The organism is Micromonospora sp. BS32 (genome assembly GCF_059089345.1).
Genome location: NZ_JBSSHR010000002.1, coordinates 354,976 through 380,095, shown reverse-complemented (window position 1 = coordinate 380,095; position 25,120 = coordinate 354,976). Strand labels below are relative to the sequence as shown.

24 protein-coding genes are annotated in these 25,120 nt (G+C 73.9%); 15 read left to right on the top strand and 9 right to left on the bottom strand.

Annotation, left to right across the window (positions count from 1 at the left end):
• Window positions 1–12 precede the first annotated feature (12 nt).
• The 5 genes from AC5RWQ_RS04540 (at window position 13) to AC5RWQ_RS04520 (ending at window position 3,524) form a co-directional block, all read left to right on the top strand.
• The gene (locus tag AC5RWQ_RS04540) at window positions 13–273 is read left to right on the top strand and encodes a hypothetical protein (protein ID WP_494281469.1); all 261 of its coding nucleotides are present in this window, start codon (window positions 13–15) and stop codon (window positions 271–273) included.
• Between the two features lie 80 nt (window positions 274–353).
• On the top strand, window positions 354–1,730 hold the full coding sequence (locus tag AC5RWQ_RS04535) for an MFS transporter (RefSeq protein WP_494281468.1): 1,377 nt from the start codon (window positions 354–356) through the stop codon (window positions 1,728–1,730).
• 132 nt (window positions 1,731–1,862) lie between these two features.
• Window positions 1,863–2,648, top strand: a complete 786-nt coding sequence (locus AC5RWQ_RS04530; protein ID WP_494281467.1) for an SDR family oxidoreductase — start codon at window positions 1,863–1,865, stop codon at window positions 2,646–2,648.
• A gap of 37 nt (window positions 2,649–2,685) precedes the next feature.
• On the top strand, window positions 2,686–2,880 hold the full coding sequence (locus tag AC5RWQ_RS04525) for a hypothetical protein (protein ID WP_494281466.1): 195 nt from the start codon (window positions 2,686–2,688) through the stop codon (window positions 2,878–2,880).
• Window positions 2,881–2,975: 95 nt separating this feature from the next.
• Entirely contained in the window at window positions 2,976–3,524 is a 549-nt protein-coding gene (locus tag AC5RWQ_RS04520; RefSeq protein ID WP_334491804.1) for a YbaK/EbsC family protein, read from the top strand.
• Window positions 3,525–3,580: 56 nt separating this feature from the next.
• On the opposite strand, the gene AC5RWQ_RS04515 is transcribed toward AC5RWQ_RS04520, so the two are convergent.
• From AC5RWQ_RS04515 to AC5RWQ_RS04495, 5 genes are all read right to left on the bottom strand, one after another.
• On the bottom strand, window positions 3,581–4,213 hold the full coding sequence (locus AC5RWQ_RS04515; protein WP_494281465.1) for a DsbA family oxidoreductase: 633 nt from the start codon (window positions 4,211–4,213) through the stop codon (window positions 3,581–3,583).
• A gap of 20 nt (window positions 4,214–4,233) precedes the next feature.
• Window positions 4,234–4,659, bottom strand: a complete 426-nt coding sequence (locus AC5RWQ_RS04510) for a SufE family protein (protein ID WP_494281464.1) — start codon at window positions 4,657–4,659, stop codon at window positions 4,234–4,236.
• A gap of 64 nt (window positions 4,660–4,723) precedes the next feature.
• Window positions 4,724–5,149 carry a CBS domain-containing protein gene (locus tag AC5RWQ_RS04505; protein WP_494281463.1) on the bottom strand — a complete coding sequence of 142 codons (426 nt, stop codon included), beginning with the start codon at window positions 5,147–5,149 and terminating at the stop codon, window positions 4,724–4,726.
• Window positions 5,150–5,206: 57 nt separating this feature from the next.
• Window positions 5,207–6,976 carry a proline--tRNA ligase gene (locus AC5RWQ_RS04500; protein ID WP_494281462.1) on the bottom strand — a complete coding sequence of 590 codons (1,770 nt, stop codon included), beginning with the start codon at window positions 6,974–6,976 and terminating at the stop codon, window positions 5,207–5,209.
• A gap of 213 nt (window positions 6,977–7,189) precedes the next feature.
• Window positions 7,190–8,569: a hypothetical protein gene (locus tag AC5RWQ_RS04495; protein WP_494281461.1), complete on the bottom strand. Its 1,380-nt coding sequence runs from the start codon at window positions 8,567–8,569 to the stop codon at window positions 7,190–7,192.
• A 383-nt stretch (window positions 8,570–8,952) separates the two neighbouring features.
• Here AC5RWQ_RS04495 and AC5RWQ_RS04490 point away from each other — a divergent pair, with 383 nt between their 5' ends.
• Together AC5RWQ_RS04490 and AC5RWQ_RS04485 are read left to right on the top strand one after the other, a co-directional pair.
• Entirely contained in the window at window positions 8,953–9,723 is a 771-nt protein-coding gene (locus tag AC5RWQ_RS04490; protein WP_494281460.1) for an SGNH/GDSL hydrolase family protein, read from the top strand.
• Between the two features lie 2 nt (window positions 9,724–9,725).
• Complete coding sequence (locus AC5RWQ_RS04485) at window positions 9,726–10,172, top strand: imidazolonepropionase-like domain-containing protein (protein ID WP_494281459.1); 447 nt, start codon at window positions 9,726–9,728, stop codon at window positions 10,170–10,172.
• Window positions 10,173–10,192: 20 nt separating this feature from the next.
• Here the strand turns inward: AC5RWQ_RS04485 and AC5RWQ_RS04480 are convergent, their stop codons facing one another.
• The gene (locus tag AC5RWQ_RS04480; RefSeq protein ID WP_494281458.1) at window positions 10,193–11,404 is read right to left on the bottom strand and encodes a hypothetical protein; all 1,212 of its coding nucleotides are present in this window, start codon (window positions 11,402–11,404) and stop codon (window positions 10,193–10,195) included.
• Window positions 11,397–11,927: an RNA polymerase sigma factor gene (locus AC5RWQ_RS04475; RefSeq protein WP_494281457.1), complete on the bottom strand. Its 531-nt coding sequence runs from the start codon at window positions 11,925–11,927 to the stop codon at window positions 11,397–11,399. The genes AC5RWQ_RS04480 and AC5RWQ_RS04475 overlap by 8 nt, the downstream gene beginning before the upstream one ends.
• A gap of 114 nt (window positions 11,928–12,041) precedes the next feature.
• Here AC5RWQ_RS04475 and AC5RWQ_RS04470 point away from each other — a divergent pair, with 114 nt between their 5' ends.
• Window positions 12,042–12,944, top strand: a complete 903-nt coding sequence (locus tag AC5RWQ_RS04470; protein WP_494281456.1) for a sulfurtransferase — start codon at window positions 12,042–12,044, stop codon at window positions 12,942–12,944.
• Between the two features lie 48 nt (window positions 12,945–12,992).
• Here AC5RWQ_RS04470 and AC5RWQ_RS04465 read toward each other — a convergent pair whose 3' ends face one another.
• On the bottom strand, window positions 12,993–13,562 hold the full coding sequence (locus AC5RWQ_RS04465) for a TetR/AcrR family transcriptional regulator (RefSeq protein ID WP_494281455.1): 570 nt from the start codon (window positions 13,560–13,562) through the stop codon (window positions 12,993–12,995).
• Between the two features lie 101 nt (window positions 13,563–13,663).
• Between AC5RWQ_RS04465 and AC5RWQ_RS04460 the strand changes: the two genes are divergently transcribed.
• Window positions 13,664–14,827, top strand: coding sequence for an FAD-dependent oxidoreductase (locus AC5RWQ_RS04460; RefSeq protein ID WP_494281454.1), 1,164 nt, complete (start codon window positions 13,664–13,666; stop codon window positions 14,825–14,827).
• Here the strand turns inward: AC5RWQ_RS04460 and AC5RWQ_RS04455 are convergent.
• The gene (locus tag AC5RWQ_RS04455) at window positions 14,799–16,130 is read right to left on the bottom strand and encodes an MFS transporter (RefSeq protein ID WP_494281453.1); all 1,332 of its coding nucleotides are present in this window, start codon (window positions 16,128–16,130) and stop codon (window positions 14,799–14,801) included. The two genes, AC5RWQ_RS04460 and AC5RWQ_RS04455, sit on opposite strands and share 29 nt — an antisense overlap.
• A gap of 97 nt (window positions 16,131–16,227) precedes the next feature.
• On the opposite strand from AC5RWQ_RS04455, the gene AC5RWQ_RS04450 reads away from it, so the two are divergent.
• From AC5RWQ_RS04450 to AC5RWQ_RS04425, 6 genes are all read left to right on the top strand, one after another.
• Window positions 16,228–16,854: a TetR/AcrR family transcriptional regulator gene (locus AC5RWQ_RS04450; RefSeq protein ID WP_494281452.1), complete on the top strand. Its 627-nt coding sequence runs from the start codon at window positions 16,228–16,230 to the stop codon at window positions 16,852–16,854.
• Between the two features lie 90 nt (window positions 16,855–16,944).
• Window positions 16,945–18,282: an acetyl-CoA carboxylase biotin carboxylase subunit gene (locus AC5RWQ_RS04445; protein ID WP_494281451.1), complete on the top strand. Its 1,338-nt coding sequence runs from the start codon at window positions 16,945–16,947 to the stop codon at window positions 18,280–18,282.
• A 199-nt stretch (window positions 18,283–18,481) separates the two neighbouring features.
• Window positions 18,482–19,402 carry a hydroxymethylglutaryl-CoA lyase gene (locus AC5RWQ_RS04440; RefSeq protein ID WP_494281450.1) on the top strand — a complete coding sequence of 307 codons (921 nt, stop codon included), beginning with the start codon at window positions 18,482–18,484 and terminating at the stop codon, window positions 19,400–19,402.
• 212 nt (window positions 19,403–19,614) lie between these two features.
• Entirely contained in the window at window positions 19,615–21,147 is a 1,533-nt protein-coding gene (locus AC5RWQ_RS04435; protein WP_494281449.1) for an acyl-CoA carboxylase subunit beta, read from the top strand.
• Window positions 21,148–21,230: 83 nt separating this feature from the next.
• Window positions 21,231–22,385 carry an acyl-CoA dehydrogenase family protein gene (locus AC5RWQ_RS04430; RefSeq protein ID WP_494281448.1) on the top strand — a complete coding sequence of 385 codons (1,155 nt, stop codon included), beginning with the start codon at window positions 21,231–21,233 and terminating at the stop codon, window positions 22,383–22,385.
• Window positions 22,386–22,498: 113 nt separating this feature from the next.
• Window positions 22,499–25,084, top strand: a complete 2,586-nt coding sequence (locus tag AC5RWQ_RS04425; protein WP_494281447.1) for an ATP-binding protein — start codon at window positions 22,499–22,501, stop codon at window positions 25,082–25,084.
• The last annotated feature ends 36 nt before the right edge of the window (window positions 25,085–25,120 follow it).

Genomic DNA, 25,120 nt, shown 5'->3' with positions numbered 1-25,120 from the left:
GGGGAGGCCGGGATGAGCACGCTCACGCGACACCTCAGCGGTGGCCACGAGACCGTCCGCGCGTACGCCCACCGGGTGCAGACCCCGACGCTCGGCGAGATGGCGGTGCCGCCGCCGGACAAGGTCGCCTACTACGCGGGGCTGGGCGTGCTCGCCGCGCTCCAGGTCATCGAGTGGCCGCTGGCGCTGGTCATCACCGCTGGTCACCTGCTCTCCGATCAGCACATGTCGGGGCTGGTGAAGGGGGTCGGCGAGGCGCTCGAGTCGGCCTGACGAGACGCGGCTCACCGTTGACCTGAACCCGGGTTGAGGGAGCAGGCTGGGTCCGTGCGAAATGATCCACGGGTGCCCCGGTGACGGCCGTCGCCGCCCCGGCCGCCCCCGCCGACCGCCTGTACGACCCGCGACTGCGGGCGATGACCGTGGGCAGCGTCGCGCTGGTCTCCCTGCTCGCCTTCGAGGCGCTGGCGGTGGGCACCGCGATGCCCACGGTCGCCCGCGCCCTGGACGGTCTCTCCCTGTACGCGCTGGCCTTCGGTGGCTCGTTCGCCGCCAGCGTGCTCGCCATGGTGGTCTCCGGAATCTGGTGCGATTCCCGGGGGCCGCGCGCCCCGGTCTGGGGCGGGGTGGTGCTCTTCGTGGTCGGGCTGCTGCTGGCGGGCAGCGCCGGCACGATGGCGGTGCTGGTCGTCGGGCGGGCGGTGCAGGGCCTCGGATCCGGCCTGCTCATCGTCGCGCTGTACGTGGTGGTCGGGCGGGCGTACCCGGAGCAGTTGCGGCGGCGGATCTTCGCCGCGTTCGCGGCGGCGTGGGTCGTACCGTCGCTGGTCGGTCCGGCGGTGGCCGGGCTGATCGTCGAGCACCTGGGCTGGCGCTGGGTCTTCCTGGTGGTGCCGGTGGTGGCCGTGCCGGCGGTGCTGCTGGTGGAGTCCGGCCTGCGCACCCTCGACGCGCCGGCCGTCGTGCGGCCGCCGGCGGGGGCGCTCGCCCGGGTCGGTTGGGCCGCCGGGGCGGGGGCGAGCGCCGCGCTGCTGCACTACGGGGGGCAGCAGCGCGGCGCGTCCGGCGTGCTGCTGGTGGTGGTGGGGCTGGCCGGCCTGGGCTGGTGTGCGCCGCGACTGCTGCCGGCCGGTTTCCTCCGCGCGGCGCGGGGCCTGCCGACGGTGATCAGCCTGCGCGGGCTGGGTGCGGCGTCGTTCGCCGGGGCGGAGGTGGTGATCCCGCTGATGCTCTCCCGGGAGCGGGGCTTCTCGCCGACCGCCGCCGGCCTGGTGCTGACCGTCGGCGCGCTGGCCTGGTCGGCCGGTTCCTGGGTGCAGGGGCGGCTGCCCGCGCCCCGCTCGTCGGCGACGCTGCCCCGCCTCGGCTTCGTCTGCATCACCGCCGGGACGGCCACCGTCGCGCTGACGGTCGCGCCGGTCGTGCCGGTGGCGCTGGGTGTGTGCGGGTGGGCGCTGGCGGGGGCCGGGATGGGTCTGCTCTTCCCCTCGCTGTCGGTGCTGACCCTGGCCCTGTCGGCCCCTGCCGAACAGGGGCGGAACAGCTCGTCGTTGCAGCTGGGCGACGCGCTCTTCACCGCCACCGCGTTGGCGCTGACCGGCGCGGTGCTCGCCGCCGGTGCGACGCCGGGACCGGCGAGCTATGCGGGGACCCTCGCGGTGGCGGTGGGTTGCGCCCTGCTCGGTGCCCTGCTCGCCGGTCGGGTGGTGTCGGCGCCCGCCGCGCGCTGAGCCAGCCGGTCGTCCGCCGTTATCGACTCCGGATCCTGGTCGTCTTCCTCATCCTGGTGACGGTGACCTGTCGAGTGCGCGGTCACCACCGGCCCGGCCACCTCGTCGTGCCGGTGACAGGGAGGGTTGCTGATGAAGGTTCTGGTGACGGGCGCGGGCGGCACGTTGGGTCGGGCGGTGCTGCCCCGGCTGCGCGCGGACGGTTTCGAGGTCCGGGCGATGAGCCGCCGGCCCCGGCACGACCCGGGGGCGGACTGGGTGGTCGCCGATCTGGAGACCGCGACGGGGTTGGCCGAGGCGGTGGCCGGCGTGGACGCGGTGCTGCATTTGGCGTCGCTGCCGGGCGGCGGTGGGCGTACCCATCGGGTGGACGTGCTCGGTACCCGGGAGCTGGCGGTGGCTGCCGGCCGGGCCGGCGTGGGTCATCTGCTCTACGTCTCGATCGTCGGCGTCGACCGGGTGCCGCTGTCCTACTACCGGCACAAGCTGGCCGCGGAGCACGTGGTGGCCACCGGCCCGGTGCCGTGGACGGTGTTGCGGGCCACCCAGTTCCCGGTCTTCCTCGACCGGCTGCTGCGCACCTCGGGGCGGCTCGGCCCGGTCGTCGGCGATCCGGCGGTGCTGGCCCAGCCGGTCGACCAGCACGAGGTCGCCGGCCGGCTCGCCGAGCGGCTCACCGCCGGACCGCTGAACGGGATCGAGGAGTACGGCGGGCCGCAGGTGCTCCGCTTCGACGAGGCGGTACGCGCCTGGCGGGCAGCCCGGCCCGGATTCCGGCCGCTGCTGCCGGTGCGGTTTCCCGGCGGGCTGGGGCGGGCGCTGCGCTCCGGTGGACTGACCACCACCGCCACCCCCACCGGGAAGCGGACCTGGGCCGACCACCTGGCCGACACGTACGGGGGATCCGGCCGGAGATGAGACTTCTCCCGGTTCACGTTCGTCTTACGGTGACGCCATGCTCACGCTCATCGCCACCGTGGTCCTGTACGTGTTCGGGTTCGTCTTCCTCTACGGGGTGATCCGGGTCGCCGTCCGGCACGGGATGGAGGACCTGGAGGACCGCCGCCCCCAGGCGCTGCGGTCCGCGCGGTCCGCCTCGGCCGACGACCAGGCGTTCATGCAGCAGAACGCCTTCCTCGGCGGCAACTGACCCCCCTCCGTGGGCGGGTACGGCCGGGGGCAGGCGTGCCGGGACCGCCGCCCACCGGGCGGAACGGCGCGACGGGTGCGAGGATCGCACCCGTGATGGGGACGCTGAAGACCGAACCGGCCCGTGCTCGCCTGGACCTGCTGGCGCCGCCGGTCGCCGCGGCGCTGGAACAGTGGTCGGCCGAGGCGCCGGTGGACGTCGACGACGTGCTGGTCGCCCCGATCGACGCTGACCTCGCCGACACGGCCGCCTTCTGTGCCGCGTACGAGGTGGGCCTCGACGTGTCGGCGAACTGCGTGGTGGTGGCCGGCAAGCGGGAGGGCGAGATCCGGTACGCCGCCTGTGTGCTGCTCGCCACCACCCGGGCCGACGTCAACGGGGTGGTCCGGCGGGCGCTGGACGTCCGCAAGGCGAGCTTCGCGCCGATGGCCGAGGCGGTCGAGCTGACCGGTATGGAGTACGGCGGGATCACCCCGATCGGGCTGCCGGAGTCCTGGCCGATCCTGGTCGACGCGCGGGTGATCGCCGCGCCGCACGTGATCATCGGATCGGGCGTGCGGCACAGCAAGATCGCCATTCCCGGGCCGGCGCTGGGCGCGCTGCCCGGCGCGCGGGTGGTCGACGGGCTGGCCAGGCCGGCCTAGCTCGTCACGAGCGTCGATCTCGTTGCACGTGAAACATCGCCGGTGTCGATACCGGGTCAGGCGGCCGACTCCCGGTGCTCCACCTCGCGCAGCGCGGCGAGCAGCGTCTCGGGCTCCTGCGCGCCGGTGACGCCGTACTTGCCGGCGAGCACGAACGTCGGCACGCTGGTCACCCCGAGCTGGTGGGCGGTGGACAGGTCGGCGGCGACCTCGCGGCGGCCGAGGTTCGACTCCAGGTACTCGCGGGTCTCCGCCTCGTCCAGGCCGACCTCGGCGGCGATCTTCACCAGCGCGTCACGGGAGCCGACGTCGACCCCGTCGGTGAAGTACGCCCGGTAGAGCGCCTCGACCGTCTCGCCGCCCCGGCCGCGCTCCTCGGCGAATCGGACCAGCCGGTGCGCCTCGAAGGTGTTGGCGCTCACCGCGCGGTCGAAGTCCAGCTTCAGCCCGACCCCGGCGGCCACCTCGGTCACCTGGGCGAACATCTGCTCGGCCCGTTCCCGGCCGCCGAACTTGGCGGCCAGCGCGTCGACCAGCGGCTTCGGGTCGGTGACCGGCGACGGGTCGAGCTGGAACGGCCGGTACCGGATCGTCACGTCGCCGCCGTACGACTCCAGCGCCTGCTCCAGCCGGCGCTTGCCGATGTAGCACCACGGGCAGACGACGTCGGCGTAGATCTCGATCTCCATGAGAGGGAACAACCCCCGGCTCAGCCGAGTTGTTCCCGGACCTGCCGCTTCAGCCGGCCGAGGATGGCCGTGCCGCCGCGGACCCGCAGCGGGCTGATCGCCTGCGACAACCCCATCCGCTGGTAGAGGTCGTCCGGCACGGCCAGCACCTCGTCGGCGCTCGCCCCGGCCAGCCCCTCGGCGAGGATGCCGGCGAAGGCGCGGGTGGTCGGCGCCTCCGGCGGGCAGTCGAAGACGGTGCTCACCGTCCGGTCCGGGTTGACCCGGGCGCGCAGGAAGAAGGCGGTCTGGCACTCCGGGACCTGCTCCAGCTCGTCCCGGTCGGTGCCGGCGGGCAGGGGCGGGATGACGTCGGCGTATTCGAGCAGCAACTCCAGCACCAGGTCCTTCGGCGCGGCGGCGAACTCCTCGACGATCTCGGCCAGCTTCGTCGGCATCTCGGGCATCCCGCCAGGCTACCGCCGGCCGCCCGGTGCCCCCGGGTCGCCGGGGCACCGGGCGGACACCCGGTCAGGTGGTCGGGGTGGCCTCGCTGATGTCGGCCAGCGCCGAGGTGGGGTCGAGCTGCATCGCCAGGTCGCCCAGGGACACGATGCCGACCAGCTTCCGCTCGCTGTCGCAGACCAGCACCCGCCGGATGTTGCGCTCCCGCATCAGCGAGACCGCCTCCCCGGCCGTGGAGTGCTGCTCGATCATGACCACCTCACGGGTGATGATCGAGCCGATGGTGGTCTTCGAGGGGTCGGCCCGTTCGGCCACCGCCCGGACCACGATGTCCCGGTCGGTCAGCAGCCCGGCCAGGCTCGCACCGTCGGTCACCACCACGTCGCCGATGTCCGCCTCCTTCATCACCCTGGCCGCCTCGTCCAGAGTGGTCTCCGAGGACAGGTAGACCACCTGCTTGGTCATCACGTCGCTGACCCGGTAACCGGTCATGAGAGCCTCCGAAATGCGCATAAGCCGATTCGAGAGCGATACCCCGTGACGCCAGCGCTACACCATGTCCCCGCGCGTCCGGCGCACCTCGTCCACCAGCCGCTCGACCAGCCCGTCCAGCGGCACCTCGGCCCGCTCGCCGGTGGCCCGGTCGCGCAGCTCGACGTACCCCTCGGCGAGACGGCGGCCGACCACGACGGCGCGCGGGATACCGATCAGCTCGGCGTCGGTGAACTTCACCCCGACGGAGACGGTGGTCCGGTCGTCGACCAGCACCCGCAGGCCGGCGGCGGAGAGGCGTCCGCCGAGGTCGAGCGCCGCGTCCACCTGCGGCCCCTTCCCGGCCGCCACCAGGTGTACGTCGCACGGCGCGACCGCCGCCGGCCAGACCAGACCCCGCTCGTCGTGGTGCTGTTCGGCGATCGCGGCGACGGCCCGGGAGACGCCGATGCCGTAGCAGCCCATGGTCGGCCGGACCGGCTTGCCCGCCGCACCCAGCACGTCCAGGGCGAACGCGTCGGTGTAGCGGCGGCCGAGCTGGAAGATGTGCCCGATCTCGATGCCCCGGCGCATGGTCAGTTCACCCGTGCCGCAGGCCGGGCAGGGGTCACCCGGGCGCACCTCGGCCGCCTCGATCGTCCCGTCGGGGGTGAAGTCCCGCCCGCAGACCACGTCGGTGGCGTGCCGGCCCGGCTCGTTGGCGCCGGTCAGCCAGGCGGTGCCGGTGACCACCCGGGGGTCGACCAGGTAGCGGACGCCCAGCTTCGCCAGGAGCTGCGGGCCGATGTACCCGCGGACCAGTTCGGGGTGGGCGGCCCAGTCGTCGAAGACCGCCACGGTCGCCGGGGCGAGCGCCGCCTCGACCCGCTTGAGGTCCACCTCCCGGTCGCCGGGCAGGCCGATGACCAGCACGTCCGCCGACTCGGCGCCCGGCCGGCGGACGGCCAGCACCACGTTCTTCAGCGTGTCGGCGGCGGTCCAGTCGCGGCGGCCGGCGAGACCTCGCGTGTTCGCCAGCTCCACCAGGGCGGCGATGGTCGGCGTCTCCGGGGTGTCGTGCACCGTCATCGCCGACCGGACGTCCGGGTCGGTCGCCTCCGGGGCCCGGGTGGTCACCGCCTCGGTGTTCGCCGCGTAGTCGCAGGCCGTGCAGCCGACGAAGGTGTCCTCCCCGACCGGCGTCGCGGCCAGGAACTCCTCCGACGCCGAGCCGCCCATCGCCCCGGACATGGCGGACACGATCGTGTAGTCCAGCCCCAGCCGCGTGAAGATCTTTTCGTAGGCCTCGCGGTGCCGGTCGTAGGCCGCTTGCAGCCCCGCCTCATCCAGGTCGAACGAGTAGGCGTCCTTCATCAGGAACTCCCGCCCGCGCAGCAGCCCGGCCCGGGGACGGGCCTCGTCCCGGAACTTCGTCTGGATCTGGAAGATCGTCACCGGGAAGTCCCGGTACGACGAGAAGAGGTCCTTGACCAGCAGGGTGGCCAGCTCCTCGTGGGTCGGGGCGAGCAGGTGCTCGGCGCCCTTCCGGTCGGCCAGGGTGAAGAGGAGGTCGCCGTACTCCGTCCACCGCCCGCTGGTTCGGTACGGCTCCGCCGGCAGCAGCGCCGGGAAGTGCACCTCCTGGTCACCGATGGCGGTCATCTCCCGCCTGACGATCTCGGTCACCCGGTCCAGCACCAGCTTGCCCAGCGGCAGCCAGGCGTACCCGCCCGGCGCGGCGCGACGGATGTAGCCGGCGCGCAGCAGGAGCCGATGGCTCGGCACCTCCGCGTCCGCCGGGTCCTCGCGCAGGGTCCGCAGCAGCGTCGTCGACGTACGAAGCAACATCAGCGCAGCGTACGGCCGGTGGCGCGGGATGGGCGATCCTATTCCGGCGGGCGAGGTGCTGGTTCGGGCGCTACCAACTTGATGACGCGAACGAATCACCGCGCCGCACCTGCGCGGTGAGCAGTCGATGCGCCCCCGGTGGGCCTGAGAGCCAGGCCAATCCGTGCGAGCGTGCCGGCGGGGCCACCGTCCGGTGACCCCGCCACGCCGCGCTCAGCGCATCTTCGCCTTGAGGTACGCGAGCCACGCCTTCTCGAACTCCTCGTACGAGACGCCGAGCACCTCCCGGGTCACCTCGTCGATCTCCTTGCTGCGGTAGTGCTCGGTCACGAACTGGAACATCTTCTGTTCCCCGTACTTCTCGACGATGTAGCCGATCGCCGAATGTCCCAGCCAGTAGTGGTAGATGACCCGGCCTTCCAGGTCCCAGGTCTTGCTACCCGGCAGCGAGTACGGGTAGCCGATCTCCCGGGTCACCGCCCGCGCCTCGGTCGTACGCTCGCTGGTCGTCCAGGGCTTCCGATCGTGGCCGAGGTACTCCGCGAACCCCTCGACCACCCACTTCTCCCGTTCGCCGAGGAGGTACTTGCCGGGGCGGCGGGCGGTGAGGGTGCCGACCACGGCATGGCCGATCTCGTGCCGGAAGATCTCCAGCTGCCGGCTTCGGGTGCCGTTGACGAAGTGGTACCTGTCGGCGACGTCGATCACCACGCGGGTGGCTCCGACCTCGGGGCGCCCCGCGTCGTCGTCGCCGTCGAGCACGCCCTCGGGCGGCACCGGGATCGCGATCCCGGACTCCTTGGGGGTCTCCTTCGTGGTCCGGTAGAGGGAACCCAGCTCCTTCTTGCCCTTGACCAGGGAGATGACGAAGCCGGGCGGCGCCTTGGCCGTCACCCCGCCGTCCCGCCAGGCTGCCAGGTCCGCGGTCGCTGCCTGCTCGGCGACGGGAGCGTATCGCTGCGCCTCCGCGCGCAACGACCCATCGACGATCAGCAGGGCGTGCGGGGTGCGCTCGACGTGGATGCTCCGCCACTTGTCCCAAGGCGCCGGATAGTGGGTGATCGAGTCTCGCTTGCGCTCCTCAGGTCGGCCACCGGCCCTGGTGACCTTCAGCGGGGCCGCCTTGTCGGGCTGGACGATCGTCCACTGGTACCACTCCTCGACCGGGTTGAGGTCGAACCCGTCGAACCGGTGCACGAACGCCACCGTCACGTCGACCTCGTATCCGCCACCGACCGGGCGGAAGTCGCCCTTCGTCAGGTACCGGTACCGGACGTCGGCCAGCGGCAGCTTGCTGAGGTTCCGGAACAGGCTGGTCTGCCCCGCCACCAGACCCTTCGTCGTCGGGTCGAACGGCGCCACGAACGCCTTCTCGTCCCGCCCCGTGAGCGCCCTGGTGTGCTCGGCCAGCAGCGCTTCGATCTTCTCCGGCCTGATCGGGTTGTACTTGTCGTCGAGCGCGTCGGCCGACGCCGCGTTCTGCCGGTCGAGGTACGACTTGAGCACGAGCACCGATCCGGCGCACAGCGACAGCGCCAGCACCACCGAGCTGAGCACGATCCACAGCGCGCGCCGGGACTTCCGGGGCGGCACCGGAGGTGGACCGTACGGCCCCGGCGGTGGGTACGGTGGCGGCCCGTACGGACCGGGCGCGCCCTGCGGCGGACCGTACGACCCCGCCGGAGGGGGGACGGGCACGCCGCACGGCCCGGGGGGCCCCGGCGGGGGCGGGGGAACGGAGGGTCGTCCCTCGGTCATGATGGCGTCCTCGCTCGTGTCCGTGGAGATCGGCGGCAGCGTCCACACCGGCACCGCCCCGATCGAATCGCGTCATTATTTCTGCCCACCCGCCCGTTTTCTGTCCCGTGCGGGCGGGTGGAGGCGTGGGCAGCGCCACGTCCGGGCGCGGCCGGCACGCCGCACCTGCCCGGTCGATGCCAGACTGGTCGCCGCAGGCAACGACTGAGGGAGGCGGCGTGCGCTGGCGCAGCTTCGTGGCGGTGGGGGACAGCTTCACCGAGGGCATGGACGACGCGTACCCGGACGGCACCTACCGGGGCTGGGCCGACCTGGTCGCGACCCGGCTGGCTGCCGAGGCCGGCCCTGATTTCGGGTACGCGAACCTGGCGATCCGGGGACGCCTCTTCCCGAGCGTGGTCCAGGAGCAGGTGCCATCCGCGCTGGCGATGAAGCCTGACCTGATCAGCTTCGCCGCCGGCGGCAACGACGTGCTGCGCCGCAACTTCGACCCGCACGCGCTGGTCGCCCGCTTCGACGACGTGGTTCGCGAGCTGCGCTCCGGCGGCGCCGACGTGATCCTCTTCCGGTTCGCCGACGTGATGGCCCGGCTGCCCGGCCAGCGCCTCGTCGCCCCCCGGATCGAGCTGCTCAACCGGTCCGTCGGGGAGACCGCCGAGCGGCACGGCGCCATCCTGGTCGACCTGTACGCCGACGACACGTTCCGGCTGAATCCGATGCTCTGGAGCACCGACCGGCTGCACCTGTCGGCCGCCGGGCACCGCCGGGTCGCCGGCCAGGTGCTGACCGCGCTCGGGGTGGGCTGCGACGAGGAGTGGCTGCTGGTCCCCGAGCGGCCGGCGCCGACCCCCTGGCTGGCCGCCCGCGCCGCCGACCTGCGCTGGGCCGGGCAGCACCTCGCCCCGTGGATCAAGCGCCGGCTGACCGGTCGCTCCTCCGGCGACACCGTCACCGCCAAGCGTCCGCTGCTCGGCCCGGTCACGGACTGACCGTGCGAACCATCCACGCCGCTCCTTTCCTGCGACCGACCTCCCTCGACGAGCCGACACCGGACGGGGCGGTCCTCGTCGTCGGCGACCGGATCGGCGCGATCGGCACGGCGGACGAGCTGACGGAGGCGTACCCCGGGGTGCGGGTGCGGCGGTGGGCCGGCACCCTCGGGCCGGCGCTCCTGCACGACGGACCGCTGCCCCCGGCGCCCACCCCGCGCGAGCGGGTGCACGCCCTGTTCCGGCTCGGCGCCGGCGCGGTGCTCGCCGCCCACGTGGCCGACCCGGGCCTGCGCGCCGCCGCCGTCCGCAACGACGTCGCGATCCTCGAACGGGGACGTCCCACGGAGCTGATCCTGAGCGGTCGCGCCGACCTGGCGGTCTTCGCCGAGGACGGCTCCTGCCTGGCCACGGTCGTTGCGGGCCGGCTGGTGCACCGCCGGGCCTGATCCCCGCCGGAGGCCGACCGTCAGGAGAACCGGGTCCAGGTGCGGTCCACTCCCGAGCCGACCCCGACGATCCGCCAGGTGCCGTCGCCTTGGAGCACGATCGTGCCGTCCGGCAACGAGCTGACCGTCACCACGCTGCTCCCGCTGTGCGCGAGCGCGTCCCGCAGGGCCGGCTGGTCGACGTAGCGGCCGTCGATCCAGAACCCGACGCGCCCGTGGCTGTTGACCAAGATCGCCCCGTCGCCGGCCGCGGCGAACCCGCCGTCGAGGGGCACGTTCGGTAGACCCGGACGCTGCTGCCAACGGTCGCCGACCAGCCGCCACACCCCACCCCGGCCGCTGTCGACCAGCCAGACCTCAGTGCCGTCCGGCGAGACGGCGGGACGGGTCTCCGCCGGTACCACCGGTAGCCGCTGCCAGGTGATCCCGCCGTTGTCGCTGACCACCACCGTCGACCGGCCGTCCTTCATGGTGGCCAGCCAGAGCCGGCCGTCACCGCCCTCGACGAGCTGGGGCGCGGCATCCGTGTCGAGGGAGAGTGGCGGCTGGTGCCGAAGCCTGCCCGAGCCGACCCGGACCAGCTCGAAACGAGCGCACTCCTGCTGCTCTCCCGGGCAGGTCAGCCGGAATCCGCCGGGGGTGGCCCAGGCCTTCTCGGCATCCAGCGGCACGGCCGCGTCGGTGGGGACCCGCCGGAGGCTGTCGTCGAGGCCGGCGACGAAACGGTCGGACAGGAGGAGGTACTCGCGACGCGTCGCGAGGACGAGCTGCTCCGGGGCGTTCGAAATCAACTGGCCGCTGCCGTCGGAATCCGGGATGCCCCGGCCCTGCCAGGTCACGCCGCCGTCGGAGGTCCGGGCGACCGTCTGCCGGCAGCCGACCGTGGCCTCCCGGGTGCAGCCGTTCAACAGCGCCCAGGCGTGCCGTGCGTCGACGAGGCGCAGGTCGGTCAGGCGGCCGGTCGCCCCGGGCACGGCCACCGTCCGCTCGGGCAACGGGCCTGACACCAGGGCCGGTGGCGTGGGTCGGGGGGTGCCGTCGCGGCCGACGCCGGCGAGTACGCCCGTCGGGGCGCCCACTAGCAGGGCGGCGAGTCCGGCCAGCAGGCCACGGCGACGCCGGCGACGCTCGCGTACCCGGCGCTGGGCCACCGCCACCCCCGGGGGGCGGAAGGTGGGTAGGGCGTCCGCCTCGAAGTCGGCGAACAGCTCCGTCACCGCGGTCTCAGGCATGGGGATCCTCCGGTCGCTCGGTGAGGTGGGTGGCCAGCGCGGCGCGACCGCGGGACAGCCAGGAGCGGACGGTGCCCTCCGCCACACCTTCCTGCTCGGCGATCTCCCGCGTGCTCAGCTGGCCGAGGTGGTGCAACACGATCGCCCGACGCTGGGACGCCGGCAGCGTGGCCAGCGCCCGGACCAGTGCCACCCGGTCCGGCTCCGGTCCGGCCACGTGCTCCTCGCGCTGGCGGGCCAGGTGGCGTACGGCGGTACGGACCCGGCGCAGTCGGCTGGTCGCCAGGTTCCAGGCGACCCGGCGGACCCAGGCGGACGGGTCGTCGTACCCGCTCACCCGCTCCCAGCGTTCCAGCAGCCGGCAGAACGCCTCCTGGGTGAGGTCCTGCGCCTCGGCGTGGTCTCCCAGATAGGCGTAGAGCTGTACGGCGAGCCGGTGGAAGTGCGCCTGGTAGAAGTCGGTGAAGTCGTCCACGGCCGTCGGGACGACCCGGGGTGGTCCGGTCTCTTGCCGTACGGTCATCTCGATCCTCTGTGGTGAGCGGGTTCCCCACTGTCACGTGTGCGCCGCCACATCCGCTGCGCCCGATCGCGGATGGCCGGTCCTCGCCCTGACATCCGGCGTACCTTGGGGCTCATGCCTGTGCCGAGCGATCCGAATCCCCGCCTCCAGTCGTACGCCGATCCGCAGCGCCTGGTCACCACGGAGTGGCTGGCCGAGCACCTGGGCGACGAGGGCCTCGTCGTGGTGGAGTCCGACGAGGACGTGTTGCTCTACGACACCGGTCACCTTCCGGGCGCCGTCAAGGTCGACTGGCACACCGAGCTGAACGACCAGGTCACCCGGGACTACCTCGACGCGAAGAGCTTCGCCGAGCTCTGCGCGGCCAAGGGCATCGGCCGCGACGACACGGTCGTCTTCTACGGCGACAACTTCAACTGGTGGGCCGCGTACGCCCTCTGGGTCTTCACCCTCTTCGGCCACCCGGACGTGCGGCTGCTCGACGGCGGCCGGCAGAAGTGGATCGCCGAGGGACGCGAGCTGACCCGGGAGAAGGTGACCCGCCCCCGCGCCGAGTACCCGGTGCCGGAGCGCAACGACGCGCCGATCCGGGCGTACCGCGAGCAGGTCATGGCGCACGTCGCCGCCGGCCGGCCGCTGGTCGACGTGCGCTCGCCCGCCGAGTACACCGGCGAGAAGCTGCACATGCCGGACTACCCGCAGGAGGGCGCGCTGCGCGGTGGGCACATTCCGGGTGCGGTGAGCAAGCCGTGGAAGTCCGCCGCGAACGACGACGGCACCTTCAAGTCGGCCGACGAGCTGCGGGCCATCTACACCGACCAGCTCGGGCTGAGCCCGTCGGACGACGTGGTGGCGTACTGCCGGATCGGTGAGCGGTCCAGCCACACCTGGTTCGTGCTGCACCACCTGCTGGGCTATCCGCAGGTGCGCAACTACGACGGCTCGTGGACCGAGTGGGGCAACCTGGTCCGGGCACCCGTCGTCAAGGGCGACCAGCCGGGCGGTCTCGCCGGCTGACGGACCCACCAGGCGGACGGCCGCGACCCCTCGGGTCGCGGCCGTTCGTCATCGCGGGGCCGGCCCGGTGAGGTAGCGCTGGACGGTCGGCGCCACCCAGGCGACCAGCTCCGCCGGGTCGGCGTCGGCCACCGGGGGCAGCCGCACGACGTATCGGGTGAACGCCAGGCCGAGGATCTGGCTGGCCACCAGGCCGGCCCGCCGGGCGGCGGTGGCCGGGTCGGCGACGGTACGGGCCACCGCCGCGCCGAGCTGGTCGGCGAAGATCGTCCGCATCCGTTCGGCCGCGCCGGGGTTGGTGCTGGCCGTCCTCAGCAGTGCGACCAGGGTGCCGTCGCCCTCCCAGCGGTCCAGGAAGTGCCGGACCAGTGCCTCGCCGATCCGGTCGGCGGGCAGGTCGGCCAGCTCGGGCAACCGCAGGTCGAACTCGGCCGCCGCGGCGAAGAGGCCCTCCTTGCTGCCGTAGTAGCGCATCACCATCGACGGGTCGATCCGCGCGTCGGCGGCGATGGCCCGGATGGTGGCACGTTCGTACCCGTCGGCGGCGAACCGCTCCCGGGCGGCGCGCAGGATCGCGGCGCGGGTGGCGTCCGAGCGTCGGGTGGGCGGCGCGGTCATGTCCACGACTGTAGGCCAACAAGCGTTGACTTCGTAGCCGGGCCGCGCCTAGTCTTGCCTACAAGCGTTGGCAAACAGTTGTTGGCAAACGGAGGTGGGACATGCTGCCCGAGCAGACCGACGTCCTGGTTATCGGAGCCGGCCCGACCGGCCTGGCGGTGGCGGCGACCCTCGCCGGTCACGGGGTGGACGTGACCGTGGTCGACCGGGCGGCGGCGCCCGCGACCACCTCCCGCGCCGCCGTGGTACACGCCAACACCCTGGAGGTGCTGGACCGGATCGGCGCCGCTGCGCCGCTGACCGACCGGGGCCTGCGCTCGGCCCGGTTCACCGTCCGGGACCGGGACCGGGTGCTGCTCAGCGTCCCCTTCGGCGACCTGCCGTCCCGCTTCCCGTACGCGCTGCTGGTCTCCCAGGCCGAGACCGAGGCGGTGCTCGCCGATCGGCTCACCGCGCTCGGCGGCCGGGTGCTCCGGCCGTACCGGATGAGCGGCCTGGACCGCGACGGCGTCGGCGCGGTGGTCCGGTTCACCGACGGCTCCACCGTGCGCGCCCGCTGGGTGGTGGGCGCCGACGGCATGCACAGCACCGTCCGCGAACTGGCCGGCATCGACTTCCCCGGGCCGGCGGGCGACGGCGAGTCGTTCCTGCTCGCCGACGTCCGGGTGCGCAGCGCGCTGCCCCGCGACGAGGTCTCGCTCTTCCTCGCCCGCTCCGGGCCGCTGGTCTGGGCGCCGCTGCCCGACGGCCTGATCCGCCTGGTCGCCGCCGTGGGCGAGGCCCCCCGCGACCCGGACGCCGCCCTGCTCCAGGCCCTGCTCGACGAGCGCGGCCCGCAGCGCCGGCCGGACCGGGTGACCGAGGTGCGCTGGGGCTCCCGGTTCCGGATCCACCACCGGATCGCCGACACGTTCCGGGCCGGGCCGGTGCTGCTCGCCGGGGACTCCGCGCACGTGCACAGTCCGGCCGGCGGGCAGGGGATGAACCTCGGCATCTGCGACGCGGTCGCCCTCGGCGACGCGCTGGCCCAGGTGCTCGCCGGCGCGCCCGACGCCGTCCTCGACCGGTACGCCGAGGCCCGCCGCCCGCTCGCCGAGGAGGTGGTCGGCTTCGCCGGCCGGCTCACCCGTCTCGCCACCCTGCCCCCGGCCGGCCGACCCCTGCGCGACCTGCTGCTCCGCGCGGTCTCCGCCGCCCCGCCGGCCCGACAGCGGCTCGCGATGAACCTCTCCGGCCTCACCCACCGGGAGTCGATCCCCGGCTAGGCCGAGCCGCCGGGACGCCGGCAGCTCCTCGGGGCGTGGCGCGCCGCGGCCCCGGCTCCGCTCGCAACACCCGCCACGCCACCGCGCTGACCAGCCCGAACACCACGGCCGCCGCCCCGACCACCGGTCCCACCCCGTACGCCGCCCCGGCAAGTCCGGCCAACGCCGCCCCGACGGGCGCGGTGAGCAGACCAACCATCCGCTGCGCCGCGCCCACCCGACCGAGCAGCCCGGTCGGCACGTGCCGCTGCCCGTACGCCGCCCAGAGGCTGTTCCACACCGTGCTGCCGGCGGCGAAGAGGGCCAGCGCGACACCGCCGGCGACCGGCTGGCGGACCAGCGCGAACACGGTCAGCGCGACGGTCTGCGCAGCCAGCACGAGGCGCAACGCGACGACCGTCCCCGACCGGGCGGCCAGCCGACCGGCACCCAGCGCCCCGGCCAGCCCGCCCAGGATCGCGGCGGTCATGAACAGGCCGTACCCGCCCGGCGGGACGCGCAGCACGTCCAGCGCATAGAGCACCAGTACCGCCAGCAGCCCGCTGATCGCCAGGTTGCTGCCGGCGGTCAGCACGGTCAGCCGCCACAGCATTGGCTCGCCCCGCAGGAACCGCAGCCCCACCCCGATCTCCCGCCACACCGACGGCCGACCCCCTGGCTCCTGACCAGGGCCGCCAGCCGGGCCGATGTGCTCGGCGGTTCCGGCCGGGCGGGTGGCGGCGGTTCCGGCCGGGCGGGTGGAGAGGGCGAGGATGAGCAGGGCGGCGGCGGTGAAGCTGAGCGCGTCCAGGGCGAACGGCAGCGGGGGCGAGGCCGCGAAGAGCAGACCGGCCAGGGGTGCGCCGAGGAAGCCGCCGGCCACGGCCGTACCGGCCTGGAGGCGGCCGTTGGCCCGGGGTAGGGCGGCCGGCGGGACCACCGCCGGGAGCAGGGCGAAGGCGGCGGCGTCGAAGAGCGCGCCGAGCCCGGCGAGAAGGAACGCGGCGCCGGCCAGCACCGTCAGGTCGGCCCTGCCGGTGGCCACCGCGACGGCCAGCCCGGCCACCACCGTCGCCCGCAGGCCGTCCACCGCGGCCATCGTCCGGCGGCGGTCCCAGCGGTCCGCGTACACCCCGCCGAGCAGGCCGAAGAGCAGCGGCGGGAGCTGCCCGGCCACGGTCACCGCGGCGATCGCGCGCGGGTCGCGGGTGAGGGTCGCGGCGAGCAGGGCCAGTGCCGGCGTACGCAGGGCGTCGCCGAACCGGGAGGAGACGGTCGCGGACCAGAGCAGCCGGTAGTCCCGGCCGAGTGGGGAAGCGGTCATGCCGCCGAGCCTCGGGGCTCGACCCACTCGAGGGTCAAACCCGACCGACGGGTAACCGAGCCTCCACCACGCTCCGCCCGCGGTCTAGGCTTGCCCGGTGGCGGTGGAGCAGCAGGCGCGGAGTGGGGCGGGCGGCGCGGCGGGCGCGGGTCGGCGCCGGTCCCGGCGCGACGAGATCCTGGAGATCGCGGTCGGCCTCTTCGCCGCCCGGGGCTACCACGGCGTGTCGATGGACGACATCGGCGCCGCAGCCGGGGTGACCGGGCCGGCCCTCTACCACCACTTCGCCGGCAAGGAGGCGATGCTGGCCGCCGCGCTGATCCCGGTCAGCGAGGGGCTGCTCGCCGGCGGGAAGGACCGCGCCGCCGGCCACCCGGACGACCCGCGTGAAGCGTTGGAGTCGCTGATCGACTTCCACGTCGACTTCGCGCTGGCCAACCCGGCGGTGATCGCGCTGCACCTGCACGAGCTGGACCGCCTCCCCGACGAGCCGCGCCGTCGCATCCGCAAGCTCCAGCGGCTCTACGTCGAGGAGTGGGTGAGCGTGCTGACCGCGCTGCACCCCGGCCTGCCGGACGGCGAGGCGCGGGTGCTGGCCCACGCCGCGTTCGGCCTGATGAACTCGACGCCGTTCCTCGGCGGTGAGGTGGACCGGCGGCGCCGCGCGGCGCTGCTGCGCGGGGCGACGCTGGCGGCCCTGCTCGCCCCCACCGACCCCGCCTGACACTCCGCCCGGGGGCCGGGCGACTCGTGAGTAACGGGCGGCTCATGGTTCCCTGTCACCCGTCCCCACCCCCGGACGCTGGGAGGAAACATGATCGAGTCGCTGTTGGTCGCCAACCGGGGCGAGATCGCCCGCCGGATCATCCGTACCGCCAGGCGGCTCGGCATCCGCGCGATCGCGGTGCACTCGGAGGCCGACGCCGGCCTGCCGTTCGTCACCGAGGCCGACGAGGCGGTCTGCGTCGGCCCGGCCAACCCCGCGCAGAGCTACCGGAACGTCGAGGCGATCCTCGCCGCCGCGAAGACCACCGGCGCACAGGCGATCCACCCCGGGTACGGCTTCCTGTCGGAGAACGCCGAGTTCGCCCGTACCGTCGAGGCCAGCGGCCTGATCTGGGTCGGGCCCGGCGCGGACGCGATCACCGCGATGGGCGACAAGATCAACGCCCGGAACCTGATGGCGGCGGCCGGGGTGCCGGTCGCGCCCGGGACCACCGAGCCCGCGGCCGACCTCGACGCGGCGGTCGTCGCCGCCGCGGAGATCGGCTACCCGGTGATGGTCAAGGCCGCGGCCGGCGGCGGCGGCATGGGCATGGGGGTGGCCACCGACGAGGCGGCGCTGCGCACCGAGTACGACAAGGTGCGCGCCTTCGCCGAGCGGATGTTCGGCGACGGCTCGGTGCTGCTGGAGCGGTACTTCCCCCGGGTACGCCACGTCGAGGTGCAGATCCTCGGCCTGGCCGACGGCCGGGTGGTGGCGCTGGGCGAGCGGGAGTGCTCGGTGCAGCGGCGCAACCAGAAGCTGGTCGAGGAGTCCCCGTCCCCGGCGGTCTCCCCGGAGCTGCGGTCGCGCTTCCTGGCGGCGGCCGTGCGGGCCGGCGAGGCGGTCGGCTACCGCAACGCGGGCACCGTCGAGTGCCTGCTGGATCCCGCCACCGACGAGTTCTTCTTCCTCGAGATGAACACCCGGCTGCAGGTGGAGCACCCGGTGACCGAGCTGGTCTACGGGGTGGACCTGGTCGAGGAGCAGCTGCGGGTGGCGGCCGGCCTGGCGCCGACCTTCGACCCGGCCGCGCTCGCCCCGCGCGGGCACGCCATCGAGCTGCGGATCAACGCCGAGGACCCGAAGCGCTTCCTGCCCGGCCCCGGCGTGGTGAAGACCTGGGTGGAGCCGACCGGTGAGGGGGTGCGGGTCGACTCGGGCTACGTCGCCGGCAACACCGTCACCCCGTTCTACGACAGCCTGATGGCCAAGCTGATCGTCAGCGGCGCGACCCGCGCCGAGGCGATCGATCGGGCCAAGGCGGCAGTGGCGAACTTCGAACTGACCGGCCCGAAGTGCAACCTCCCGTTCTTCGCCGAGCTGCTGGAGAACGAGGAGTTCGTCTCCGGTGACTACGACACCGGCATCGTGGGCCGGATGCGCTGAGTCGTTCCGGGGGCCGGGTCAGCGAGCGGCCCGGCCGCCGGGGCTTCCGGGGTGAGGGACGATGGCACGGCATCCTTTGCTCTGCTTCCCTGGAAGCAACACCGAGTGTCCGGATACCGGACGATGACCGTTGCCTCCGCCGCAGCAGAGCAAAGGACGCTGCGGTACCCGCCAGGACCCCGTCACAGTGAGGTGACCGATGAGCCAGCTGCCAACATCCGTGTCGATCCGTGAGGTCGGGCCGCGGGACGGACTCCAGAACGAGGAGCCGATCCCCACCGACGCCAAGGTGCGACTGCTCGACGCCCTCTCCCGGACCGGGGTACGGCGGATCGAGGCGGTGTCGTTCGTGCACCCGAAGGCGATTCCGCAGATGGCCGACGCTGACGAGGTGTGGCAGCGGGCCACCAGGGTCGACGGCGTGCGCTACTCGGCGCTGGTGCCGAACACCCGGGGCGCCCAGCGGGCCCTGGCCGCCGGCTTCACCGAGATCGAGGTGGTGGTCTCGGCCAGCGACACGCACAACCGGCGCAACGTCAACCGCTCCACCGAGGAGTCCCTGGACGACATCGCCGAGCTGATCGACCTGCTGCACGGCGCGGGCGCCCGGGCCGAGGTGATCGTGGCGACCAGCTTCGGCTGCCCCTACGAGGGGGACATCGACCCGTACCGGGTCGCCGGCATCGTCGACCGCGTGGTCCGCGACGGCGCGGACCGGGTCGCCTTCGGCGACACCACCGGCATGGGTACGCCCCGCCGGGTCCGTGAGCTGATCACCGCGGTACGCGACCGCAATGCCAACGTCCCGGTGCTCCTGCACTTCCACAACACCCGGGGCACCGCGCTGGCCAACCTGCTGACCGCGCTAGAGCTGGGGATCACCGAGTTCGACGCCAGCGTCGGCGGCCTCGGCGGCTGCCCGTACGCCCCGGGGGCCAGCGGCAACCTGGCCACCGAGGAGGCGGTGCACATGCTGCACGACATGGGCATCGACACCGGGATCGACCTGGACGCCCTGATCGAGGCGGCCGAGCTGGCCGAGGAGCTGCTCGGCAAGAAGCTCCCTTCCGGGGTGCTGCGCGCCGGCCCCCGCACCCGCCTCACCCCGCTGCCCGCCTGATCTTCCGGCCCGCCTGATCCCACGCCCGCCGGATCCCCGCCTGGAGCGGGACGGGGTCGGAGCGCGACACGCCCACGCGCGGTCGACTCCCGGGTGGCCCGGCCAACCGAGCGGTGGGTCGTCGGAGGGGTCCCGGATGCGCTAGCCTAACGATCGTTCAGGTCAGTCGGTGCGCTCACGAGGTGGCCGGCACAGGTGGCGAGGGAGTCGGCGTGACGCTCGACGGTGAGGCACTGGAGCAGCTGCGCAAGCGCGCCCGGGCCGGCGGTGCGGACAAGTACCACGCGGCGAACGCCGCCAAGGGCAAGCTCTTCGCCCGCGAGCGGGTCGCGCTCCTGGTCGACGAGGGTTCCTTCGTCGAGGACGGCCTCTACGCCAACGCGATGGCCGAGGGCCTGCCCGCCGACGGCGTGGTCACCGGCACCGCCACCATCGACGGCCGGCAGGTATGCCTGATGGCCAACGACTCCACGGTCAAGGCGGGCAGCTGGGGCGCGCGTACCGTCGAGAAGATCATCCGGATCATCGAGCGGGCGTACTCCACCGGCGTGCCGATGGTCTACCTGGTCGACTCGGCCGGCGCCCGGATCACCGACCAGGTCGACCTCTTCCCCGGCCGGCGCGGCGCCGGCAAGATCTTCTGGAACCAGGTCCGCGCCTCCGGCTCCATCCCGCAGGTCTGCGCGCTGTTCGGGCCGAGCGCGGCGGGCGGGGCGTACATCCCGGCGTTCTGCGACGTGGTGGCCATGGTGGACGGCAACGCCAGCATGTACCTCGGCTCCGACCGGATGGTCGAGATGGTCACCGGCGAGAAGACCACGCTCGAAGCGATGGGCGGGGCGAAGGTGCACTGCGCCGAGTCCGGCGTCGGGCACTTCCTCTGCAAGACCGAGGCCGACGCGCTGGACGTGGTGCGGCGCTACCTGTCGTACCTGCCGGCGAACTGGACGCAGCAGCCGCCGGCCGCCGAGGCCGTCGAGGCGTCCGACAAGGTCGACCTGGCCGCGCTGGTTCCGGCCAGCGAGCGGCAGGCCTTCGACATGCGCCGGTACGTCAAGGGCCTGCTCGACGACGGCTCCTTCTTCGAGATCCAGGCGCTCTGGGCCAAGGAGCTGACCATCGGCTTTGGCCGGCTGAACGGCGAGGTCGTCGGCGTGGTCGGCAACAACTCGATGTTCAAGGGCGGAGTGCTCTTCGTCGACTCGGCCGACAAGGCGACCCGGTTCGTGCAGCTCTGCGACGCGTTCAACGTGCCGCTGCTCTTCCTCAGCGACGTGCCCGGGTTCATGGTCGGCAGCGTGGTGGAGAAGCAGGGCATCATCCGGCACGGCGCCAAGATGATCACCGCGATCTCCGAGGCGACCGTACCCAAGATCTGCGTGGTGGTCCGCAAGGCGTACGGCGCGGGCCTCTACGCGATGGCCGGCCCCGGTTTCGAGCCGGACGCCACGATCGCGCTGCCCACCGCCAAGATCGCGGTGATGGGCGCCGAGGCCGCGGTCAACGCGGTCTACGCCAACAAGATCGCCGCGATCGCCGACGCCGACGAGCGGGCCGCCTTCGTCGCCGCGAAGCGCGAGGAGTACGAGCGGGACATCGACGTCGTCCGGCTCGCCAGCGAGCTGGTGATCGACGCGATCGTCGAGCCGCACGAGCTCCGCGACGAGCTGGTCCGCCGCTTCACCGCCGCCCGTGGCAAGGAACGGCACTTCTCCCGGCGCCGGCACGGCGTCACCCCGGTCTGACCTGCCCCGACCCGCACCACCCGACGCGGCGTCACGAGCGCCCGGCGGCCCGTCCACCGAGGACGTCCCACCAGGAGGATCAGATGGACTTCCGGCTCAGCGAGGAACAAGAGGCGCTGCGGGAGAGCGTGCGGGAGTTCGCCCGCGAGGTCGTCGCCCCGGTCATCGGCGAGCACTACGAGAAGCACACCTTCCCGTACGAGATCATCCGCCAGATGGGCAAGATGGGCCTGTTCGGCCTGCCCTTCGCCGAGGAGCACGGTGGCATGGGCGGCGACTACTTCGCGCTCTGCCTGGCCCTGGAGGAGCTGGCCCGGGTCGACTCCAGCGTGGCGATCACCCTGGAGGCGGCGGTCTCCCTCGGCGCGATGCCGATTTACCGGTTCGGCACCGACGAGCAGCAGGCGCAGTGGCTGCCGAAGCTGCTCAGCGGCGAGGCCCTGGCCGGCTTCGGGCTGACCGAGCCGGGCACCGGCTCGGACGCGGGCGGCACCCAGACCCGGGCGGTCCTGGACGAGGCGACCGACGAGTGGGTGATCAACGGCTCGAAGGCGTTCATCACCAACTCGGGCACCGACATCACGGCGCTGGTCACGGTGACGGCGGTGACCGGGATCCGCGAGGACGGCTCGAAGGAGCTCTCCACGATCATCGTCCCGTCGGGCACCCCGGGCTTCACGGTGGCGCCGGCGTACTCGAAGGTCGGCTGGAACGCCTCGGACACCCACGAGCTGACCTTCGACGACTGCCGGGTGCCGGCGGCCAACCTGCTCGGCGAGCGGGGTCGGGGCTTCGCCCAGTTCCTGCGGATCCTCGACGAGGGCCGGATCGCCATCGCCGCGCTCGCCGTCGGCCTGGCCCAGGGCTGCGTCGACGAGTCGATCAAGTACGCGAAGGAGCGCCACGCGTTCGGTCAGCCGATCGGCAACTACCAGGCGATCCAGTTCAAGATCGCCGACATGGAACTGAAGGCGCACACCGCCCGGCTGGCCTACTACGACGCCGCCGCGCGGATGCTCGCCGGTGAGCCGTTCAAGCGGCAGGCGGCCATCGCCAAGCTGCACGCCAGCACGGTCGCGGTGGACAACGCCCGGGAGGCCACCCAGATCCACGGCGGCTACGGCTTCATGAACGAGTACCCGGTGGCCCGCTTCTGGCGGGACTCCAAGATCCTGGAGATCGGCGAGGGCACCAGCGAGGTGCAGCGCATGATCATCGCGCGGGATCTGGGCATGTGACGCGCTGGCAGGGTCCCGCCCCCGGCGGGGCCCTGTCGGATTTCCGCAGCCCTGCGTCGGCTGGACGACTCACCGCTGCCGGGCGTCGTATCCCGTCCGTAACCTTCCTGCCCATGACTCCGGATCATGATCATCCGTCCGGCCCGGGTGGTCGTACCCCGATCGGGGAGCTGGTGCGGGCGCACCGGCTGGCCGCCGGCCTCACCCAGGCCGAGCTGGCGGAACGGGCCGGGGTGGGCGTGCGGACCGTGCGTGACCTGGAGCGCGGCCGGTCCAGCCGGCCGCAGCGCACCACCGCCGAGCTGCTCGCCGACGCGCTCGGCCTGACCGGTGTGACCCGCGCCGCCTTCCTCGCCAGCGCCCGCGGCCACGCCGCCGGCCCGGCCACCGCCGGGCGCCCGCACCGTCGGGCCGCCACCGGCCCGCGAACCCTCGAACCCCACCCCTCCGGTACGCCGATCGCGCTCCCGCCCCCGGTCGAGCTGATCGGCCGGGAGCGGGATCTCGCCGACCTGGTCACGCTCCTCAGAGCCGAGGCATGGCAACCGTTGGTGAGCCTGGTCGGCCTGGCCGGGGTGGGCAAGACCGCGCTGGCCCTGGCCGCGGCGCACACGGTCGCCGACGCCCACCCGGGCGGGGTGGCCGGGGTGCTGGTCGGCGAGGGCTCCGACGCCGCCGACGTGCTCGCCGCGGCCAGCGCGGTCCTCGGCGCGGCCCGGCCGCCCGAGCTGGCCGCCCGGCTGCGCGGCCGGCCGGCACTGCTGCTGGTCGACGCGGTCGAACGGGCCCCCGACCCGGTCGCCGAGGCGCTGCACCGGCTCACCGACGCAGCCCCCACCCTGCGGGTGCTGGCCACCGGCCGGCACCCGGTCGGCCTGCCCGGGGAACTGGTCCGGCCGGTCGCCCCGCTGGACGTCCCCCCGCCGGACGCCGACCCGGACGAGGTCCTCCGCTGGCCGGCGGCGGCACTCTTCACCGCCCGGCTCACCCGGGTACGCCGGGAACCACCCGACCCCACCGAGCTGGCCGCCCTCGCCGCGCTGGTCCGGCGGCTGGGCGGGCTGCCGCTCGCCATCGAGCTGATGGCCGCCCGGGGTCGGATCCTCGACCTCAACGCGCTGCTCGACCGGTACGGCGACCGGGTCCTCGACCTGACCACGCCCGACCCGGGGCGGCGCGGCTGGGAGGCCGCCGAGCCGTCCGGGAGCGGCGATCCGGGGGCGGCGGTGGCGCTGACCCTGCGCGACGCCGTGGCGACCAGCTACCGCCTGCTCGCCGACTCCGAACGGGCGGCGCTGCGCCGGCTCTCCGTGTTCGCCAACCGGTGGTCGGTGGAGCTGGCCGAGGAGCTGCTCGCCGAGGAGGCCGACCGCGACGGGACGGTGGCGGTGGACCCGGTGCCGTTGCTGGACCGGCTGGTCGAGCTGGGCCTGCTCAGTGTGCGCGGCGCCGGCCCGTTCCGGTTCCGGCTGCTGGACGCGGTCCGCGAGTTCGCCGCCGAACGGGCCGCCGGCCGCGGTGAGCTGACCGCGATCCGACGCCGGCACGCCGTCGTCGTCGCCCGACTGGCCGGCCGGACGGCACCCGACCTGGTCGGGGCGAAGCTCCCCGTCGCGGTACGCCAGCTCGACGAGGTGACCAGCGACATCAGCGCGGCGCTGGCACACGCCGCCACCGACGACCCGCTCACCGCGCTGCGCCTGGCGGCGGCGCTGCCCCGCTGGTGGCGGCTGCGCGGGCGGGACGTCTCCGGCCGGCAGTGGCTGCTCCGGCTGCTGGCCGATCCACGTACCGCCGGCGCCGATCCGGTGCTGCGGGCGTGGGCGCTGCTCGGCGTGGCCCGGCTGGCGGCCGAGCACGGCGCCGGCGGGCAGGAGCTGCCGTCCGCCCGGGCCGCCTTCACCCTCTTCACCGCGCACGACGACGTCACCGGCGAACTGGAGGCGCTCACCGTGCTCTGCGCGCTGCTGCACGCCACCGGCGGGTACGACGAGGCGCGCGAGCACGCCCAGGCGGTGCTCGCCCTGGCCACCCGGCACGGCCGGGTACGCGACATGGCGGTCGCCCAGAACAACCTCACCTGGCACGAGATCCGCCTCGGCGACCTGGGCGGCGCCCGCCGCCGGCTGGCCGCGGTGGACCGGCTGGCCGCCCAGTGCGGGGAGCGCCGGTTGCGCCTGTTGGCCCGGGCGAACCTGGCCGAGGTGGCCCGCCTGGCCGGCCGGTACGCCGAGGCGGTCGAGCAGGGCCGGCGGGTGGCCGTCGCGCTCGCCGAGCTGGGCGACCCGGGTCACCGTCGACGGGTGCTCGGCACGGTCGGTCTGGCGCTGGCCCGGGCCGGGCGGGCCGACGAGGCCGCCGAGGTGCTCGCCGAACTCCGCGGCGAGGAGCGCCCCGGGCCGGGCGAGGGGATCTGCGCGCTGATCGAGGGGAGCGTGGCGCTGGACCGGGGTGACCGGGAGTTGGCGGCGGAGTGGTTCGGCGCCGCGATGGCGGCCGGCGCGGACGGGCAGGACCGGCGGGACGTGGTGGAGGCGCTGGTCGGGCTGGCCGCCAGCACCGGCGACCTGGCGGTACGGGAGCGGCTCGACCGGGTCTGTCGGGAGAGCAGGATCCGGCTGCTGCCGTACGAGGAGGATCTGCTGCGCGGCGCGGTGGCCGGACAGACCGGGCGGACGGCGGGCGATTCGGCCGCCTGACCCGCGGGGGCGCGGCGCGATCAGGACCAGCCGCTT

Excerpts from the sequence above, each read along its gene's own strand:
- AC5RWQ_RS04515 (WP_494281465.1), bottom strand. The coding sequence starts at position 4,213 with ATGGAGATCGAGATCTACGCCGACGTCGTCTGCCCGTGGTGCTACATC.
- AC5RWQ_RS04510 (WP_494281464.1), bottom strand. The coding sequence starts at position 4,659 with ATGCCCGAGATGCCGACGAAGCTGGCCGAGATCGTCGAGGAGTTCGCC.
- AC5RWQ_RS04540 (WP_494281469.1), top strand. The coding sequence starts at position 13 with ATGAGCACGCTCACGCGACACCTCAGCGGTGGCCACGAGACCGTCCGC.
- AC5RWQ_RS04465 (WP_494281455.1), bottom strand. The coding sequence starts at position 13,562 with ATGACCGCGCCGCCCACCCGACGCTCGGACGCCACCCGCGCCGCGATC.
- AC5RWQ_RS04470 (WP_494281456.1), top strand. The coding sequence starts at position 12,042 with ATGCCTGTGCCGAGCGATCCGAATCCCCGCCTCCAGTCGTACGCCGAT.
- AC5RWQ_RS04480 (WP_494281458.1), bottom strand. The coding sequence starts at position 11,404 with ATGCCTGAGACCGCGGTGACGGAGCTGTTCGCCGACTTCGAGGCGGAC.
- AC5RWQ_RS04460 (WP_494281454.1), top strand. The coding sequence starts at position 13,664 with ATGCTGCCCGAGCAGACCGACGTCCTGGTTATCGGAGCCGGCCCGACC.
- AC5RWQ_RS04475 (WP_494281457.1), bottom strand. The coding sequence starts at position 11,927 with ATGACCGTACGGCAAGAGACCGGACCACCCCGGGTCGTCCCGACGGCC.
- AC5RWQ_RS04500 (WP_494281462.1), bottom strand. The coding sequence starts at position 6,976 with ATGTTGCTTCGTACGTCGACGACGCTGCTGCGGACCCTGCGCGAGGAC.
- AC5RWQ_RS04455 (WP_494281453.1), bottom strand. The coding sequence starts at position 16,130 with ATGACCGCTTCCCCACTCGGCCGGGACTACCGGCTGCTCTGGTCCGCG.
- AC5RWQ_RS04530 (WP_494281467.1), top strand. The coding sequence starts at position 1,863 with ATGAAGGTTCTGGTGACGGGCGCGGGCGGCACGTTGGGTCGGGCGGTG.
- AC5RWQ_RS04525 (WP_494281466.1), top strand. The coding sequence starts at position 2,686 with ATGCTCACGCTCATCGCCACCGTGGTCCTGTACGTGTTCGGGTTCGTC.
- AC5RWQ_RS04520 (WP_334491804.1), top strand. The coding sequence starts at position 2,976 with ATGGGGACGCTGAAGACCGAACCGGCCCGTGCTCGCCTGGACCTGCTG.
- AC5RWQ_RS04505 (WP_494281463.1), bottom strand. The coding sequence starts at position 5,149 with ATGACCGGTTACCGGGTCAGCGACGTGATGACCAAGCAGGTGGTCTAC.
- AC5RWQ_RS04440 (WP_494281450.1), top strand. The coding sequence starts at position 18,482 with ATGAGCCAGCTGCCAACATCCGTGTCGATCCGTGAGGTCGGGCCGCGG.
- AC5RWQ_RS04430 (WP_494281448.1), top strand. The coding sequence starts at position 21,231 with ATGGACTTCCGGCTCAGCGAGGAACAAGAGGCGCTGCGGGAGAGCGTG.
- AC5RWQ_RS04445 (WP_494281451.1), top strand. The coding sequence starts at position 16,945 with ATGATCGAGTCGCTGTTGGTCGCCAACCGGGGCGAGATCGCCCGCCGG.
- AC5RWQ_RS04425 (WP_494281447.1), top strand. The coding sequence starts at position 22,499 with ATGACTCCGGATCATGATCATCCGTCCGGCCCGGGTGGTCGTACCCCG.